A 13,853-nucleotide genomic window follows, 5' to 3' on the forward strand; every position below is an offset into this window, starting at 1 on the left:
AAAGTACTTATGAGGGGGATCAGATGAAAGCTCTATTTCAATACAATTGGCAGGTCAGGGATGAATGGTTCGACGTATTGGAAACAATTCCACCACTTGAACTAATAAAAGAGCGTGGAACGGGAGTGGGCTCCTATCTTAAGACGCTTTTTCATATCCTTGATGTGGAATATAGCTGGATAAGAGCCATGCAGAATGAACCGGACATCGTGTTTCCATTTGAGGAGTATCAAGATGTTCAAGCTTTGAGAAACCTGTCCAATGAACTCAGAGTTGAAATTAGAGAGTTTATTGATCAATGGACACACGAGATGGAATATGAAATGGTGCATCCATCTTGGCAGGATAAGCCCTTCTGTAAAGGTGAAATTTTAAGACATATTTTAGTTCATGAAATCCATCATATTGGCCAGTTCTCAATTTGGTCGAAGGAAATCGGGATCCAAGTCGTTAGTTCGAATTTTATCGGTAGAGAATTAATGTGACCTCACTAAGAACGTACTCCCATGATTAATATCCAGAAACAAATAAGAATCCACATATCCTTAAAATAATAAACGAATCAGGCTGCTTAAGGAAGGTGGAGAGTAATGGAGGCCGATTTTTGGGTTAGATTCGGGGCTTTGATAATAGACTCAATCTTCATCGGAATCCTAATAGCAATAGTGTCTTATATGATTACAGGCGGTACAAACGATGAGAGCGTCAAGAGCATATTAAGGTTCTTATATTCGTTGTTATTGCCAATTTTCTGGGGAGGGTATACCGTTGGGAAGCGTCTCTGTGGGATCAAAATAAGAAAGGTCGATGATCAAACTCCGCCTGGACTTGGAACCATGTTCCTGCGCAATGTCTTTGCAGGTTTGATCTATACCCTGACCCTGGGAATTGGTGTGATTATCAGTGCATTTATGGTGGGAATGCGCTTGGATCGAAGAGCGATTCATGATTTTATTGCGGGTACAGAAGTGGTACATAATAAATGAGCCGGATTACACTATAGGCTATTATGAGATATCGGGTCATTATTACTATGAGAAAGGAGGCATTTAGCTTTGCTAAAACCCAAGAACAATGTAAGAAGGGGTTGGATATGGGTCGGTGCTTGCTTTATGATAATGATACTTGGCAGTAATCACCTGCATGGTTACTCCTTTTTGGATAGTTTTTTGAATGCTATTGGGATTGAAAGCTGGGCTACGAATGGGAAGATAAGCTGGCATGTAACATCCATCATAGCCCTCCCTCTGTTATTGCTTTGCTTCATCCAATCAGTACGTTACATGAAGATGAGATATCCCAACGTTGCCATCACTTTATTTATAGGTAGCTGCTTATTTGGCGGCCTATATCCTAAACTGACAGAGCATGTGGTTAACTTCAGTCAGTGGTTAATGAAATAAATAGTGGTCTGGATTTACTGCAAAGCTGCCATACATTTTAGGGGAAGCATCTAGACAGGCCAGAATTGACTTTTCTAGCTCATCCGTAAATTTGAGCTGCCTAATTACTTTTTGCTGTTTCACATCAAAGACTTGGACGAGCGTGGGATCTGTGGCTTGAGCATTCACCTACAGCAGTCCTAATACGATCGTTATTATTTTTAGAATCATTTAGGTTCACCTCACAGATATTATTCCCAGGTTCCCAGGATCAATAAATAGATAAAGAGGAAGCGCATATGACCCATAAAATGATGACAGAACAAGAGATAAATAAGCTGCTTAGCTATCTTGATTTTTTTCAAGATTCCGGCAGTGTTTTCTTTACTGAGGTAAATGGGTATTACCGGGAGAGCGAAGAAGTTCTCAGGTTCCGTGAAGCACTGAATGAGACCGGATTTTTATTAGTATTCGATTGGAAGACTTGGCTTCATGAGCATGAAGTCTATAAAGATATCAGCCATGACATCCAGGATCAGATTCGGAATGCTGATATAGAGATATTGAGGAAATTAATGACGAGCTATATTCGCGGAGATCGGTTCAACGAAGGGTTGTTTATTTCTACGATTGTAAACGGACATATCGCCAATATTTTATTGAGACTTAAGGAACTGGTATAGAAGCCAGCAGAACAGAGTGATTATTTAAATAAAAGGCCTAACTCATAAGAGTCAGGCCTTATTGCTTTGCAAGAAGTCAGAGACCATGTTCTTGTATCCATCTTGATTCGGGAAGCAGTTATATAACCTGGAGGAGATCATTTTCTGACTGCCCAGGAAGAAGAGCTCATACTGATTTTGTCTCCCACCAAAAGCCCCGGCTCCCAGCTCCCAGGCTAGCCGAAACAAGGCGACTCGTTCCTTCGCAGTCGAGAAAATACCTTTTAAATAGTTCTCCAGATAAGGCTGAACACCTGATTCGAGATAAGCTCCCGAGGGACTCATGATTAAGCTGCTGGAGCTCAGCATTTGAATTATATTAGTGATTTCTAGATGGAAGTCAGGGAATTGCAGACTGGCGGCAAGCAAAGGACTGGTCGCAGGTATATAGTATCCCAGCTCATTGGCAGCTGCCTCTGCCTCCGACGCGAGTCTTAGTCCCTTCAGATTCTCAAGCGTCATCATCACCCGCGATATTTGCTGGATCGTGGACATCTCTAAGGTGACATTTTGCTCCTCTGCCAAGCTTTGAATAAGACCGAGAAGAAACTCTGTTTTGGCAATATATCTGGAGACGACCTGATATCCGGCATGGGCTAAGAAGTTTCCTTCTGTAAGTAAACGATTCGCCATGTTCTCATTCCCATAGATAAATACACGGTTATGAGGAACAAGCACCTTGTCGAAAATAACCATCGTATCCATCTCATCAAATCGGGAGCTGAGCGGATAGTCGAAGGTGGAGTCATGCGCATAGCTGTCACGGCAAACAAAGGTCATCCCCTCGAGATCATTCGGGACTGCGAAAGCGACGGCCATTGGATTCGCATCCTCTGAAAATGTGAAGGAAGGGGTGGGCAGGACCAGAATTTCTTCACATGTCGCACCTTGAGTAGCCATTACAAAGGCACCGCTAACGATCAGACCTTCGTCAGTGGCTTCAATCACCTTACAAGCGAGGGTTTCTTCAATAGGGTCTGCCTCTGCTGACCATTTGCTTGCAAACGGCTGGACAAAAGCATGGGATAAAGTGATGTCGTTGTCCCGGCAATATTCATAATAGCTTCTTAAATGGTTGGCGAACTTAGGGTCATCCTCTTCAAGAATCGCAGCAGCAGTGTATAACGACATAAGGACTGTATTCATATAGTCGGGAGAGCGGCCCAGAAATCCGTGATGTCTATTGGACCACAGATCAATCATTTGTCTCCTTTGCAGTAAATCCTCTCTATTCATTGGAGGAAGAAAAGATAAGCCAACGGGATCATCGCCGAGCGGGGATTTATAAGTCATCAGACCGGTATAGCGGGCATCGCACTGCATATCGTATAGATCAGCCTGGGTGTGTATTAGTCCGCGAAATACAGGATGCTCGGATAGCAGACCCGTAACACGCTGGCCGTTATACCATAAATTAATGTGTTGACGATCGATCCGCTCGATATACTCTTTACCGTTTTTTATTGGCAAGACATACACACCCTCTCGCTATTCCTGGTAAGCGTAGTAGTTGATTACCACTTATCTTATGCCGTCTAAATAATGAAAGTGATTTGTCCAGAGACTTGGACAATTCGAATGGAAGGAGGCGAACCTTATGATATCGAATACTTAGTTACACACATATGATCCGGCCGAGGATAAGCTATCTAAAGCCGGTTCTTCTTGTAAATGCGGGAACATGAAAGTTTGGTTAATCATTTCTGTAAGGTGGGAAGTACTATGAGAACTCTGCCAACTATTCAATTAGAGAGGCTCACATTAAGGCCTTTTCATGCAGATGATGCGGAAGCAGTTCAAAAATTAGCGGGTGATCCTTATATCGCCGAGACAACATTATATATCCCGCATCCCTATGAGGACGGTATCGCTGAAGCTTGGATCGGTACACATAGCAACAATTTTAGTCTGGGCCGATCACTTGAATTAGCGGTTGAACATAAGGAAGATAAATGTTTAATCGGTGCGATAAGTATAGGAATGAATAAGAAGTTTAATCATGGGGAACTTGCCTATTGGATGGGCAAGGAATATAAAAATTACGGATACTGCACCGAAGCTGCAAAAGGGATGGTCAGATATGCATTTGAAGAAATGAAGTTGAATCGCATATTTGCCCGTTATCTAAGCAAGAACCCAGCTTCGGGTAGGGTTATGAGTAAACTAGGCATGAAATACGAAGGGACATTAAGACAGCATGTAATCAAATGGGACAAGTATGAAGACCTCGTATATTATGGGCTTTTGAAAGATGAATATATTTGTGAGTGACTTCGCTTTTCATAGCTCTTGCTGGATCAAAAACCTAATCATGAGGTGAGCGTAATGACTCAAATATTAACCCGGGATCAAGTTCGTTTAATCGAGCGATCGGAAATGGATTATATGGCAGATCGAATGCGGGCGATTGAAGAGAGGGAAGGGAATCCGGAGGGAGTAGAAATCAAGCCGTTTGGTCAGGCGATAGCGATCTATAGCAGGACGATGCCTTGGCCCGCATTCAACACGGTCAAAGGTTTGAGTTCGGACGATATCGATTGCCTTGATGTGATTGTAGATTTTTATAAGTTGAGAGGGCGTAAGCCGCAGTTTGAAATTGTCCCCTCAAGGGTGAATTCAGGAATCTTAGAGGAACTGGCTAAGCGCGGGTTTTATCAGTCTGGCTTTCATACCTCAATGTACTATTCCCTGGAACAGCTGCCGCCGGATGGGCGAGATAGCGGCATTGAGATCAAGGAAATTTTAGAGGAAGAGTTCATGACTTATGCTCTGATCCATTGCCGGAGCACAGGGCTTCCGGATGATGGCATTCCGTATATCGCTGACAATAACCATGTGTTATACACGAGGCCGGGATGGAGATTCTTCATGGCCTTAATCGACGGAAAACCAGCGGCTGTTGGGGTGATGTACATGAATCAGACCGTAGCCTCATTGACGTTTGCCGGAACGCTCCCGGAATACAGGAACAGAGGATGTCAGCAGGCTCTTATTCGCAGAAGAATATACGAGGCCGCGATAAATGGATGCCAGGCTGTAGTTAGCCAAGCCGGATTTCTGACCCAGAGCCATCGGAATATGGAGCAGGTTGGGATGAAGCTGGGGTATATTAGAACGACATGGACGGAATTAGAGCGTTAATTCGAGGCGATGGGTCGCCTAAAACTGACAACGAAGCATTATGATGAGGAGGGGCCATTTGTGCAACAAATAGAGATTAGAAGACCAGAGCTTGGTGATGATCAGGAACTGCTTCGGTTCTTCCGAGTGGTCATTATGGATACCTTCGCAAAAGAAAATCTAGCAGATTTAGTAGAAGATATTGAACAGGAGATTAGCACGAAAGAAGATTATCTCAAGCTGGACTACGATAGCCTGGGCGTTGATAGATACTTTTTGCTTGCGATAGCGAATAAACAGATAATTGGAACTATTGGAGTCTGCTCTTGAATGTATTGCTTTTGTCTTTAAGGAACTTGACCACCGGTTCGTAAACTACTGGAGTGAAGGAAACGACCATATGATCTGGAGACGCATAAGTGACATTCCTGTGATCTTTAAAATATAGAAGCCCTAATATTGTAGCGACAATAAATAAAACAGGCAGTCAGAACTTTACGTTTTGACTGCCTGTTATTCTTTGTGGAGTTACTTCTCTATAGAACTTAATGTCTTGGCAATAAGCTGAGCGTAAGCCTGCGAGCCTTCTTTGGTTAAGTGAACCCCATCCTTAGCAAAATACTCATCATGATTCTCGCTGGCGCTGTACCAGTTAACTAGCGTAATGCCAGATAAATTTGCAGAGATATCCGCCAACAGTTTATTAACTTGGCTCTCCCATTTTCGAGGAACCCGTGTATTGATAAGAACGATATGTTTGACATTCTTCAATGACCCGAGACAGTTCTCTAGCTGCTTCTTATTGAACACGCCGTTGGTGCCTAGGCCGATAACGACAGTATCGCCGAGCTTGCGCCGCTTCTGAAGCTGGGTAAGGAGCTTGGAACCGCTCGACATCTGCCGTCCGATCTCCGCATCAACCTGGATGCCGGGCAGCAGTTCTTCCAGGTAGGGCCCACCATCAAGCATTACCGAGTCACCGATGGCGGTGACATTTCCCCAATCCGATTTAGAGGATTTCACAGGTTTAGACGCTTGAGAGCTCTTGCCAGATTCCTTGGAAGCTTTCGGTTGAGCAGCAGGTGAACCGGCTTCCTGCTTCGTCGTCATATCCTCCGCTTTAGGTCCGGAGCCCGGATTTGTATTCACAGTAGTAGAATCACCGTCCCTAGTTTTTTCTTTTTCAGCGGATATTGGGGTTCCATCCGTTCCATGGGATGCATTGGTGTCTCCTTGGTCCGGTTTCTTAGGAGGGACGGGTTGATCCCCTCCCTGCTTGGAATCAGGTTGCGCCAGAGCAGGTACGGAGACAACCTCCCCAGCCATAGAAGCTGTGGCCGGAATATGCAGGATCATGCCGGATACGAACAAAATAATAATGATGGCGGATAACGAGCTGATCGTCCATTGTTTGACGGATAATTGCTGACGATTCCATGGAAATTTCTTGATCTGCTTGAGAGCGGTGGACAATTGTCCGCGCCGGATCGGTTCTTCAACATATTTGTAGGACATCGCGGCAAGAATAACGCTCGCCGTTACTTGAGTCAAAGCTAACTTCCAGTTGTATGCGCCTGTGTTCACGGTAGGTTTCGATAGGACGATAATCGGATAATGCCATAGATAAATTCCGTAGGAGCGCATGCCAATCCAGCGCAAGGACTTCAGGCTGAACAACTTGCTAATCCATGTAAATGGATGGATAAGGGCTATAATGACCATTGCCGTAGAAATCGCCGCCAGCATAAATCCACCGCGATAGAGAAAATCATCAAACTCATTCGCTTGCAGCAGTAAGGCAACAATAGCAGCCAAGCCCAGCCAGCCGATCCATTCGCAGGATAGCCGGGTACGCCGGGAAGGGTTCGTGATCATGCCTTGACTAGGCAACATCAGCGCCAAAGTGGCTCCGATCAGCAAGGCGAACACCCGTGTGTCGGTCCCATAGTATACTCTGCTTGGGTCGCTGCCTGGCTGGTAAAACAAAATCATAGTCAGCATGGAAGCCAATGCGAGAGATAGGGTGATGAGAACCATTTGAATTCGTTTCGGTGTAAAACGTAAGCCTAGAGTTAACAGCAGCGGCCAGATTATGTAGAATTGTCCCTCAACCGATAGTGACCAGAGATGGATCAGTGGTGCAGGCGTGCTGTATTGCTCAAAATAGGAAACCTGATGGAAGATGAGCCGCCAATTGTTGGCGTAGACCATTGCCGATCCAACGTCGCCGCGCAGTGACTGCAGCATACTGTGGTCGAATAGCGTGGCCCAGGCGACCACAACCATGAGCATAACGATCAGAGCGGGGAACAGCCTGCGGAAACGTCGTACCCAGAAGTCGGATAGATCAAGCCTTTGCCTGTCGCGGCGTCTTTCAATGAGCAGATTTGTTACCAAATATCCCGATAATACGAAGAAAATATCAACGCCGAGGAACCCGCCCGAAATTCGCGGAATGTCCAAATGATAGGCGATGACTGCGATAATGGCCAGAGCGCGTAGACCGTCCAGCCCGGCGATGTAACGTTTTTTTTCGTTCGCTAATGGAGTAGACATAAACAAGATCCCCCGCACCGATTTATCAGGATTTCCCTGGATATTAACGGAAGTTCATAGGGATCCAACGTTAACCTTATCTTTTGTTTTGAGCTTGCAGACTTCAACCCATTTTGCACCACTTTTAATCCATCCTCTCTCATGCTGTCACAATTGATGTGTTCTCATTATAAAACGTTGCGGGATGAGTTTAATGACAATCAGATTACGATTGGAATTCAAAATTTTAACACATTTTGGTTGTTTATTTAACTGGAAAGATTAGGACGGATTACCATGAATATTTAAGTTCCTAAGCTAAATCCGATCCTCACAATTTCCACATAAATGGGGTCTACAATTTCTCTTGAGGAGGAGATTGCTATGAAATCAAAATTTGTTATCGCCTTGGGTGTCATTGTCCTGACTTTAGGAATTGGCACGGCTGCGTATGCTGCGGGAGAAGGACAGGGCTTATGGGCGTCCTTCCAGGACATGCTTCCTCATATGAGGGCTATGCATCCTGATCTGTCGGATCGGCAGCTGGAGGATATGTATCAGAGCTGTCATGGCAACAGTGGACAAAATGAACGAGGGATGATGCGTTCCGGCAATGCGCAGTCCGGTGGTATGATGCAATCGGGATTCTAAACTATGGATTCTCTGTGAATCCAGGGGCGAATAATCAGGTGCCATTTGAGAAATGCGATACCAAGACAGGTGGAGCTGCCAAGGAGGTTGCAGCTATGGATAACCTCAGGCAGCTCCTTTCTTTACATAAATTTGCGTAATCCTATTCAGACTTTGTAATTTCAACAAGCTTTCTACATAACTGATCACTACAATAAGGGTATTCAAATAAAAAAGGAGAGGTTCATTGATATGGAGTGGTCTTGGTTGCTTGTATTGGTCTGTCCCTTGATGATGATATTCATGATGTTTGGTATGAAGGGCTCACACTCGTATGGACATGGGCAGGGGCAAGCTTCACCTTCAAACGTAGATCAGGGAGTGCAGCAGCAGTTAAGTGAACTGCGGGAACAGAACGAACTGCTTCGCAGAGAGGTCGAGAAGCTGTCAAGGAAACCGGTGTAGTCAGGCACGCAGGATTGAAGGATCAATCCTTAAGTTCTAAAGCCATCTAATTATTTGTCAGCAGCGCTATACTATATAATAGAAGTTGTTTAAAAAGTCCATCTTTAATAAGAAAACCAATCGTGGCCAATTCAAGGCTGAGCGAACGCGATTCAACGGTAGGTTTTCTTGCGATATAGAATTTCAGTCAGCTCCGCTGATAACTTATAAATTCGATATCTAACACGAAATCAATCAAGAACCTAATCAGCATCGAATCTTGAATTTAGCCAGGCCTCTGGTGCTTACACACAAACTGCGTACGCTCCGCTCTTTAAACCCTAGCTTTATCCAATCTTCCCGGTGCTGAAAACCGGCCTTTTGAACACTACTAAATAGGAGCAATGGAAGCAGGATCGTGAATAGCGGCTGTTTGCGGCGAGGCAATAAGGGATGGTGAGCAGGATGTCAAAATTGCAGATTTTAGTTGTCGATGACGAATGGAATATGCGTAATTTGCTGCGTATTTATTTAATGAAGGAAGGATTCGAAGTTAAAGAAGCATCAAGCGGCATGGAGGCCCTGACGATGATTGATCAGCATGAATTTGATCTTGTGCTGCTGGATGTTATGATGCCGGATATGGATGGTTGGCAGGTTTTAAAGGTGATTCGTGCGAAGAGCAATGTAGGCGTACTTATGCTGACGGCTCGTTCGGAGACGAAGGATAAGGTCTATGGACTGGGGATGGGCGCCGATGATTATTTGACCAAGCCGTTTGAACCCGAGGAGTTGATTGCCAGAGTCTTCTCGTTGATCCGGCGTTCTGTCATTACGCAGTCTTCAGTGGCACAGGAGCAGACGCTTGATTTTCCGGACTTCAGGATTCTGCCTGATGCTCGCGAGATTTACATCCATGACCAATCGGTGGATTTTACCCCTAAGGAGTTCGACCTGATGGTGGTTCTGGCAGGGAATCAGCATCGAGTATACAGCCGGGAGGATCTCGTCAACCTGATCTGGGGGTATGATTATGACGGCGATTACCGCTCGGTAGATACCCATGTCAAGAATATCCGTGAGAAGCTGCAGCGGGCCGGATTAGTCTACAACCCGATTCAGACAGTGTGGGGAGTAGGCTATAAATTCAATGCAGATGGTGCGAACCATGCTAAAAAATAAAGTCGGAATGAAGCTCGGCTTCGTCATTATCGCCGTGTTTATCGTCGTACTGAGCATCCTTGGCGCGACGATCGATCGGATGTTCTCGAATTTCTACACCCGTGAAATGAGTACAGAGGTCGATGAATTGGCCACACATTTCGCTATGATGGCACAGACCCCGGATGCACCGACAGAGCAAATGCTGCTTAAATTCGCCGATTTCTCCAATGTCAGCATTTTCTACGTCAATAAAGACGGGAAAGTGCAGGATTACTCCGGAGAGGAAGAACTGGCGGATGCTTTGTTCATACATCAAGGAGATATCAAGACGATTTTTTCCGGCCGGACAATACGCCTGAAATATGAGGCCGCGAGTGGCAATCGTTATTTTGTAACAGCGAAGCCGATTGTCAAGGAACTGGCGGGAGAGAGTCAGGTGATGTCGGTGCTTTATGTACTGTCATCGTCCAAGCATATGGATGAATCCATTGCCGCGATGCGCAGGCTGCTCGTTCTTTCAGGAATCGGCGCCTTTCTGCTTGCGCTTGGTATTACCTGGATTGTGGCTCATCTGCTGTCCAGACCGTTGCTGCAAATGCAGCAGGCGACGCGCAAGATCGCTGTCGGGGAGTTGGAGACGAGGCTGGACATTTCCCGTGATGATGAGATAGGTTCTCTGGCAGCGGCCATTAATAATCTGGCCGAGGAATTGCAAAATTACAGGGATACGCGGCAGGAGTTCTTTGCAAATATATCACATGAGCTGCGCACTCCGATTACCTATCTGGAGGGATATTCCAAGGTCATTAAGGAGCGGCTGTACAGTACAGAGGAAGAGCGTGATCAGTATCTGGATGTGCTCCATCAGGAAGCGAAGCGCCTCCAGCATCTCGTTGACGATTTGTTCGAATTGTCGAAGATGGAGGAGGGTAAAATCAGTTTGTCCCTGGAGTGGATTGATTTGAGCGAAGTGATCGATAATGCGGTCCATAAAGTGCAACTAAAAGCAAGCGATAAAGGGCTTGCGCTCAGCACCTGCTTGAATCGCAGCACCGCCTGGGTTTACGGTGATGGGCTGCGCATGGAACAGGTGATCCTCAATTTGCTGGAGAACAGTATCCGCTATACAGAGCAAGGCGAAATCAGCCTTACTTTGGATCAGACGGACCACTATGTATTCGTGACGGTTAAGGATACAGGAATCGGCATCGCAGCAGACGAGCTTCCTTATGTTTTCGAACGCTTCTATAGAGTCGAGAAATCCCGTTCCCGTCAGCATGGAGGGACCGGTCTTGGATTATCCATCGCCAAGAAGCTAGTGGAACTGCAGGGCGGGGAAATAGAGGTAAACAGCAGGCTTGGCGAAGGTACGACTTTTGAGATTAGATTCAAGCTGGAGGAACAGGGGGAATCGGCATGAAGCGGGTGGATTGGTTGATCGCTATGGTGATTATCGCTATGGGACTAATTTGCCTGTTTGTCTCAGCCAACATCTCCCGCGACATGTCGATTCTCCAAATCGCCAAGACGATGGGCAAATACTGCCTGAAAATGATGGTGGCGGCTGGACTGGTCGGAGGGATTTATTGCTTGCTGAACCGTTCCAATCGACAATAATCGTGTTGATCTGGAGTAGTTAAAGAGTCTCTTTTGCCATACAGAGGCTCTTTCTTTTTTGATTGTTATCAGTCCCGTTGGTAAGGATTCCTTGCCTTATTATCGATTTACTAGTAAACTGATGGTGACCAAGCTTTGAAATTCACAGGATAATACGGACCTTGATCAACAGCCTTTAGAAAGCCAGGTGATACGTTGAATAAGCGAGGATTCACAGAAGACAACCGATCAGCGCTGTTAATATGGCTGCGACTGGCCCGGTTCTATCAACGAAGCAATCAGCTTTCGAATGAGCTGTTGCAGCATTTTGGAATTACCGCAGCCCAGTTCGATATGCTTGCCCAGGTGATGATTTACCAGCCGGTGGCTCAGCTTGAGCTGGCAGAGCATCTGACGATCAGCCGCGGTGGTGTATCTCATATGCTGGCTCGCTTGGAGAAAGAGCAGTTCATTGTTCGTGAGCAGCAGTGGAAGGTGAAGTACATCTCACTGACGGACAAAGGCTTGGCGTTGATGGAGCAAGTGCTGCCGATTCAATCGGATTTCCAGGCTTCCATGTTTGAGGTGCTGGATGAAGCAGAACAGAAGAGCTTCCTGGGGATGATGACGAGGATTCACAGGCATAGCGTCCGTAAAAAGGTAGATGAAGCAATGCTGCCGCACCGATAGTGCATTGATTTTTTGGCCGAATTTTATCCCAAGTGATACCGGTTATAATCATTATTTATTTGCCCGTTTACCAGCAAATGAAGAGGAGGGTATTCATATGAAGACAAGTTCCGTATTTCAACGTCATATTGCGGAGGTCAGAAGAGTGAAGCTGGACACGGTAAGTCCGATTCATTCGGCAGGTCCGGTGCTTGAAATGGGGGAGTGGGAGAAGAATGACCCCTTCCTGATTATGATGGAGGACAAGTTCCGGCGCGGCGCCTTTGATGTCCATCCCCATCGGGGGCTGGAGACGGTCACGTTTGTGATTGATGGCTCGATAGAGCATTATGATAGTCAGAGCGGAGATGGCGGTGTACTCGGGCCTGGGGATGTCCAATGGATGACCGCAGGCAGCGGAGTCATGCACAATGAGCAGCCGTCGGAAGGGGTAACCGCCCATTCTCTACAGTTATGGGTCAATCTGCCTCGCGATCAAAAAATGAGCGCGCCGCGTTATCAGAATCTCAAGAGTGCGGATATGCCGGTGCGTGAAGAACATGGCGCTTTGATCCGGGTCTTCTCCGGCTCCTCGCATGAGGTTGTATCGCAGACACTTAATCACATTCCCGTGACGATGGTTGAGGCAATTATGGAACCCGGTTCGACGGTGACTCAGGATTTGCCGGGCAGCTATAACGGCTTCATCTATATCATCCAGGGCTCGGGCGTATTTGGCAGCAGCAAGACCCCGGCGCATCAGGGCCAAATGATGTGGCTGGGTCGCGGCCGCGATGGGGAGGCAAGTGAGATCGAGATTACGGCGGAAGAGCCGTTAAGATTCGTCTTATATGCAGGGGAGCCTGTACGCGAGCCGGTGGTAGCTCACGGCCCCTTCGTAATGAACACGGAAACCGAGATTGTCGAAGCCTTTCGCGACCTGCGGCAAGGTACTTTCCTGAAGCATTCCTGAATAGGGGGCGTGGGATCGTATAAAATACAGAGAGCCTCTCCTGGAAACAGGAAGGCTCTTGTTCAATTTCGCTCGTTATTCCGAAAAGATTATGTTAAAAGGATTGACTGATTTGGGTTGTCTTCTCCGGGTTTCATGGATTAATAAACCTCTGCATCGATCTCCGTCCGTGAATCGGGAGCCTGTCCCCCTATTTCAATTATCATCCGCAGAGGCAAGCAGATAATCACATCCCCCGGTTTTGTAATCTGTCCGAAGGTGAAGCAAATCTTCTGTGGGCAGTCGGATTCGATAACCTCGATGCCATAGTCATGGATCTTGAGCCGATCATATCCGCGTGAAGTTTGCACCTCGACATATTGCGTCTCGGCAGTGAGTTCTACGGTTTTGTAAATTTTATTGTCCACTTTAATTGTGGCATGGTAATGTCCGGTGGGCTTAACTGTTGCTTCGGAGCTGCCCAGCACCCATCTTGCGCCAAGGATGAGGAGAGCGATGGATAGTATGACAGCGATCAGTACAAGATCGCCTTGCTTAAAGGTTCGATGAATCATAGAGGTCATCTCCAGCAGAAGTTCATTTCACCCCGTTATTTTATTATGAAAATATGTGTTTTTC

16 protein-coding genes are annotated in these 13,853 nt (G+C 46.2%); 13 read left to right on the forward strand and 3 right to left on the reverse strand.

Going from position 1 to position 13,853, the window contains the following annotated elements:
- Positions 1 to 23 precede the first annotated feature (23 nt).
- From BN1360_RS12920 to BN1360_RS12930, 3 genes are all read left to right on the forward strand, one after another.
- Positions 24 to 485, forward strand: a complete 462-nt coding sequence (locus BN1360_RS12920) for a DinB family protein (RefSeq protein WP_068780265.1) — start codon at positions 24 to 26, stop codon at positions 483 to 485.
- Between the two features lie 105 nt (positions 486 to 590).
- Positions 591 to 986: an RDD family protein gene (locus tag BN1360_RS12925; protein WP_068780266.1), complete on the forward strand. Its 396-nt coding sequence runs from the start codon at positions 591 to 593 to the stop codon at positions 984 to 986.
- Between the two features lie 695 nt (positions 987 to 1,681).
- Positions 1,682 to 2,065 (forward strand): DUF6508 domain-containing protein, encoded by a 384-nt coding sequence (locus BN1360_RS12930; RefSeq protein WP_068780268.1) that lies wholly within the window; start codon positions 1,682 to 1,684, stop codon positions 2,063 to 2,065.
- A 51-nt stretch (positions 2,066 to 2,116) separates the two neighbouring features.
- Here the strand turns inward: BN1360_RS12930 and BN1360_RS12935 are convergent, their stop codons facing one another.
- Complete coding sequence (locus tag BN1360_RS12935) at positions 2,117 to 3,574, reverse strand: 4-hydroxyphenylacetate 3-hydroxylase N-terminal domain-containing protein (RefSeq protein WP_068780269.1); 1,458 nt, start codon at positions 3,572 to 3,574, stop codon at positions 2,117 to 2,119.
- Positions 3,575 to 3,775: 201 nt separating this feature from the next.
- On the opposite strand from BN1360_RS12935, the gene BN1360_RS12940 reads away from it, so the two are divergent.
- Genes BN1360_RS12940 through BN1360_RS12950 form a run of 3 tightly spaced genes read left to right on the forward strand, consistent with a single transcriptional unit; the run spans position 3,776 to position 5,554 of the window.
- Entirely contained in the window at positions 3,776 to 4,375 is a 600-nt protein-coding gene (locus tag BN1360_RS12940) for a GNAT family N-acetyltransferase (protein WP_420707898.1), read from the forward strand.
- Positions 4,376 to 4,429: 54 nt separating this feature from the next.
- Positions 4,430 to 5,245, forward strand: coding sequence for a GNAT family N-acetyltransferase (locus BN1360_RS12945; protein WP_068780271.1), 816 nt, complete (start codon positions 4,430 to 4,432; stop codon positions 5,243 to 5,245).
- 60 nt (positions 5,246 to 5,305) lie between these two features.
- Entirely contained in the window at positions 5,306 to 5,554 is a 249-nt protein-coding gene (locus BN1360_RS12950) for a hypothetical protein (protein WP_068780272.1), read from the forward strand.
- A 198-nt stretch (positions 5,555 to 5,752) separates the two neighbouring features.
- Here BN1360_RS12950 and BN1360_RS12955 read toward each other — a convergent pair whose 3' ends face one another.
- Positions 5,753 to 7,780 (reverse strand): acyltransferase family protein, encoded by a 2,028-nt coding sequence (locus BN1360_RS12955; protein ID WP_068780273.1) that lies wholly within the window; start codon positions 7,778 to 7,780, stop codon positions 5,753 to 5,755.
- 363 nt (positions 7,781 to 8,143) lie between these two features.
- Here BN1360_RS12955 and BN1360_RS12960 point away from each other — a divergent pair, with 363 nt between their 5' ends.
- The 7 genes from BN1360_RS12960 to BN1360_RS12990 all read left to right on the forward strand — a co-directional run bounded on the left by BN1360_RS12960 (position 8,144) and on the right by BN1360_RS12990 (position 13,235).
- The gene (locus tag BN1360_RS12960) at positions 8,144 to 8,410 is read left to right on the forward strand and encodes a CUE domain-containing protein (protein ID WP_068780274.1); all 267 of its coding nucleotides are present in this window, start codon (positions 8,144 to 8,146) and stop codon (positions 8,408 to 8,410) included.
- Between the two features lie 231 nt (positions 8,411 to 8,641).
- Positions 8,642 to 8,854, forward strand: coding sequence for a DUF2933 domain-containing protein (locus BN1360_RS12965; protein WP_068780275.1), 213 nt, complete (start codon positions 8,642 to 8,644; stop codon positions 8,852 to 8,854).
- A 444-nt stretch (positions 8,855 to 9,298) separates the two neighbouring features.
- The gene (locus BN1360_RS12970; protein WP_068780276.1) at positions 9,299 to 10,015 is read left to right on the forward strand and encodes a response regulator transcription factor; all 717 of its coding nucleotides are present in this window, start codon (positions 9,299 to 9,301) and stop codon (positions 10,013 to 10,015) included.
- Positions 10,002 to 11,417: a sensor histidine kinase gene (locus BN1360_RS12975; RefSeq protein ID WP_068780277.1), complete on the forward strand. Its 1,416-nt coding sequence runs from the start codon at positions 10,002 to 10,004 to the stop codon at positions 11,415 to 11,417. Before BN1360_RS12970 ends, BN1360_RS12975 begins: the two co-directional genes overlap by 14 nt.
- Positions 11,414 to 11,614, forward strand: a complete 201-nt coding sequence (locus BN1360_RS12980) for a hypothetical protein (RefSeq protein WP_068780278.1) — start codon at positions 11,414 to 11,416, stop codon at positions 11,612 to 11,614. Before BN1360_RS12975 ends, BN1360_RS12980 begins: the two co-directional genes overlap by 4 nt.
- A gap of 195 nt (positions 11,615 to 11,809) precedes the next feature.
- Positions 11,810 to 12,283: a MarR family winged helix-turn-helix transcriptional regulator gene (locus BN1360_RS12985; RefSeq protein ID WP_082790054.1), complete on the forward strand. Its 474-nt coding sequence runs from the start codon at positions 11,810 to 11,812 to the stop codon at positions 12,281 to 12,283.
- 97 nt (positions 12,284 to 12,380) lie between these two features.
- Positions 12,381 to 13,235 (forward strand): pirin family protein, encoded by an 855-nt coding sequence (locus tag BN1360_RS12990; protein WP_068780279.1) that lies wholly within the window; start codon positions 12,381 to 12,383, stop codon positions 13,233 to 13,235.
- Positions 13,236 to 13,375: 140 nt separating this feature from the next.
- Here BN1360_RS12990 and BN1360_RS12995 read toward each other — a convergent pair whose 3' ends face one another.
- Complete coding sequence (locus BN1360_RS12995; RefSeq protein WP_068780280.1) at positions 13,376 to 13,789, reverse strand: NusG domain II-containing protein; 414 nt, start codon at positions 13,787 to 13,789, stop codon at positions 13,376 to 13,378.
- Positions 13,790 to 13,853: the final 64 nt, after the last annotated feature.

This window comes from Paenibacillus sp. GM2 (assembly GCF_900069005.2).
GTDB lineage: Bacteria > Bacillota > Bacilli > Paenibacillales > Paenibacillaceae > Fontibacillus.

Coding starts and splice junctions, on each gene's coding strand:
- BN1360_RS12955 (WP_068780273.1), bottom strand. CDS start 7,780: ATGTCTACTCCATTAGCGAACGAAAAAAAACGTTACATCGCCGGGCTG.
- BN1360_RS12945 (WP_068780271.1), top strand. CDS start 4,430: ATGACTCAAATATTAACCCGGGATCAAGTTCGTTTAATCGAGCGATCG.
- BN1360_RS12990 (WP_068780279.1), top strand. CDS start 12,381: ATGAAGACAAGTTCCGTATTTCAACGTCATATTGCGGAGGTCAGAAGA.
- BN1360_RS12960 (WP_068780274.1), top strand. CDS start 8,144: ATGAAATCAAAATTTGTTATCGCCTTGGGTGTCATTGTCCTGACTTTA.
- BN1360_RS12980 (WP_068780278.1), top strand. CDS start 11,414: ATGAAGCGGGTGGATTGGTTGATCGCTATGGTGATTATCGCTATGGGA.
- BN1360_RS12940 (WP_420707898.1), top strand. CDS start 3,776: ATGCGGGAACATGAAAGTTTGGTTAATCATTTCTGTAAGGTGGGAAGT.
- BN1360_RS12970 (WP_068780276.1), top strand. CDS start 9,299: ATGTCAAAATTGCAGATTTTAGTTGTCGATGACGAATGGAATATGCGT.
- BN1360_RS12995 (WP_068780280.1), bottom strand. CDS start 13,789: ATGATTCATCGAACCTTTAAGCAAGGCGATCTTGTACTGATCGCTGTC.
- BN1360_RS12925 (WP_068780266.1), top strand. CDS start 591: ATGGAGGCCGATTTTTGGGTTAGATTCGGGGCTTTGATAATAGACTCA.
- BN1360_RS12975 (WP_068780277.1), top strand. CDS start 10,002: ATGCTAAAAAATAAAGTCGGAATGAAGCTCGGCTTCGTCATTATCGCC.
- BN1360_RS12920 (WP_068780265.1), top strand. CDS start 24: ATGAAAGCTCTATTTCAATACAATTGGCAGGTCAGGGATGAATGGTTC.
- BN1360_RS12965 (WP_068780275.1), top strand. CDS start 8,642: ATGGAGTGGTCTTGGTTGCTTGTATTGGTCTGTCCCTTGATGATGATA.
- BN1360_RS12930 (WP_068780268.1), top strand. CDS start 1,682: ATGACCCATAAAATGATGACAGAACAAGAGATAAATAAGCTGCTTAGC.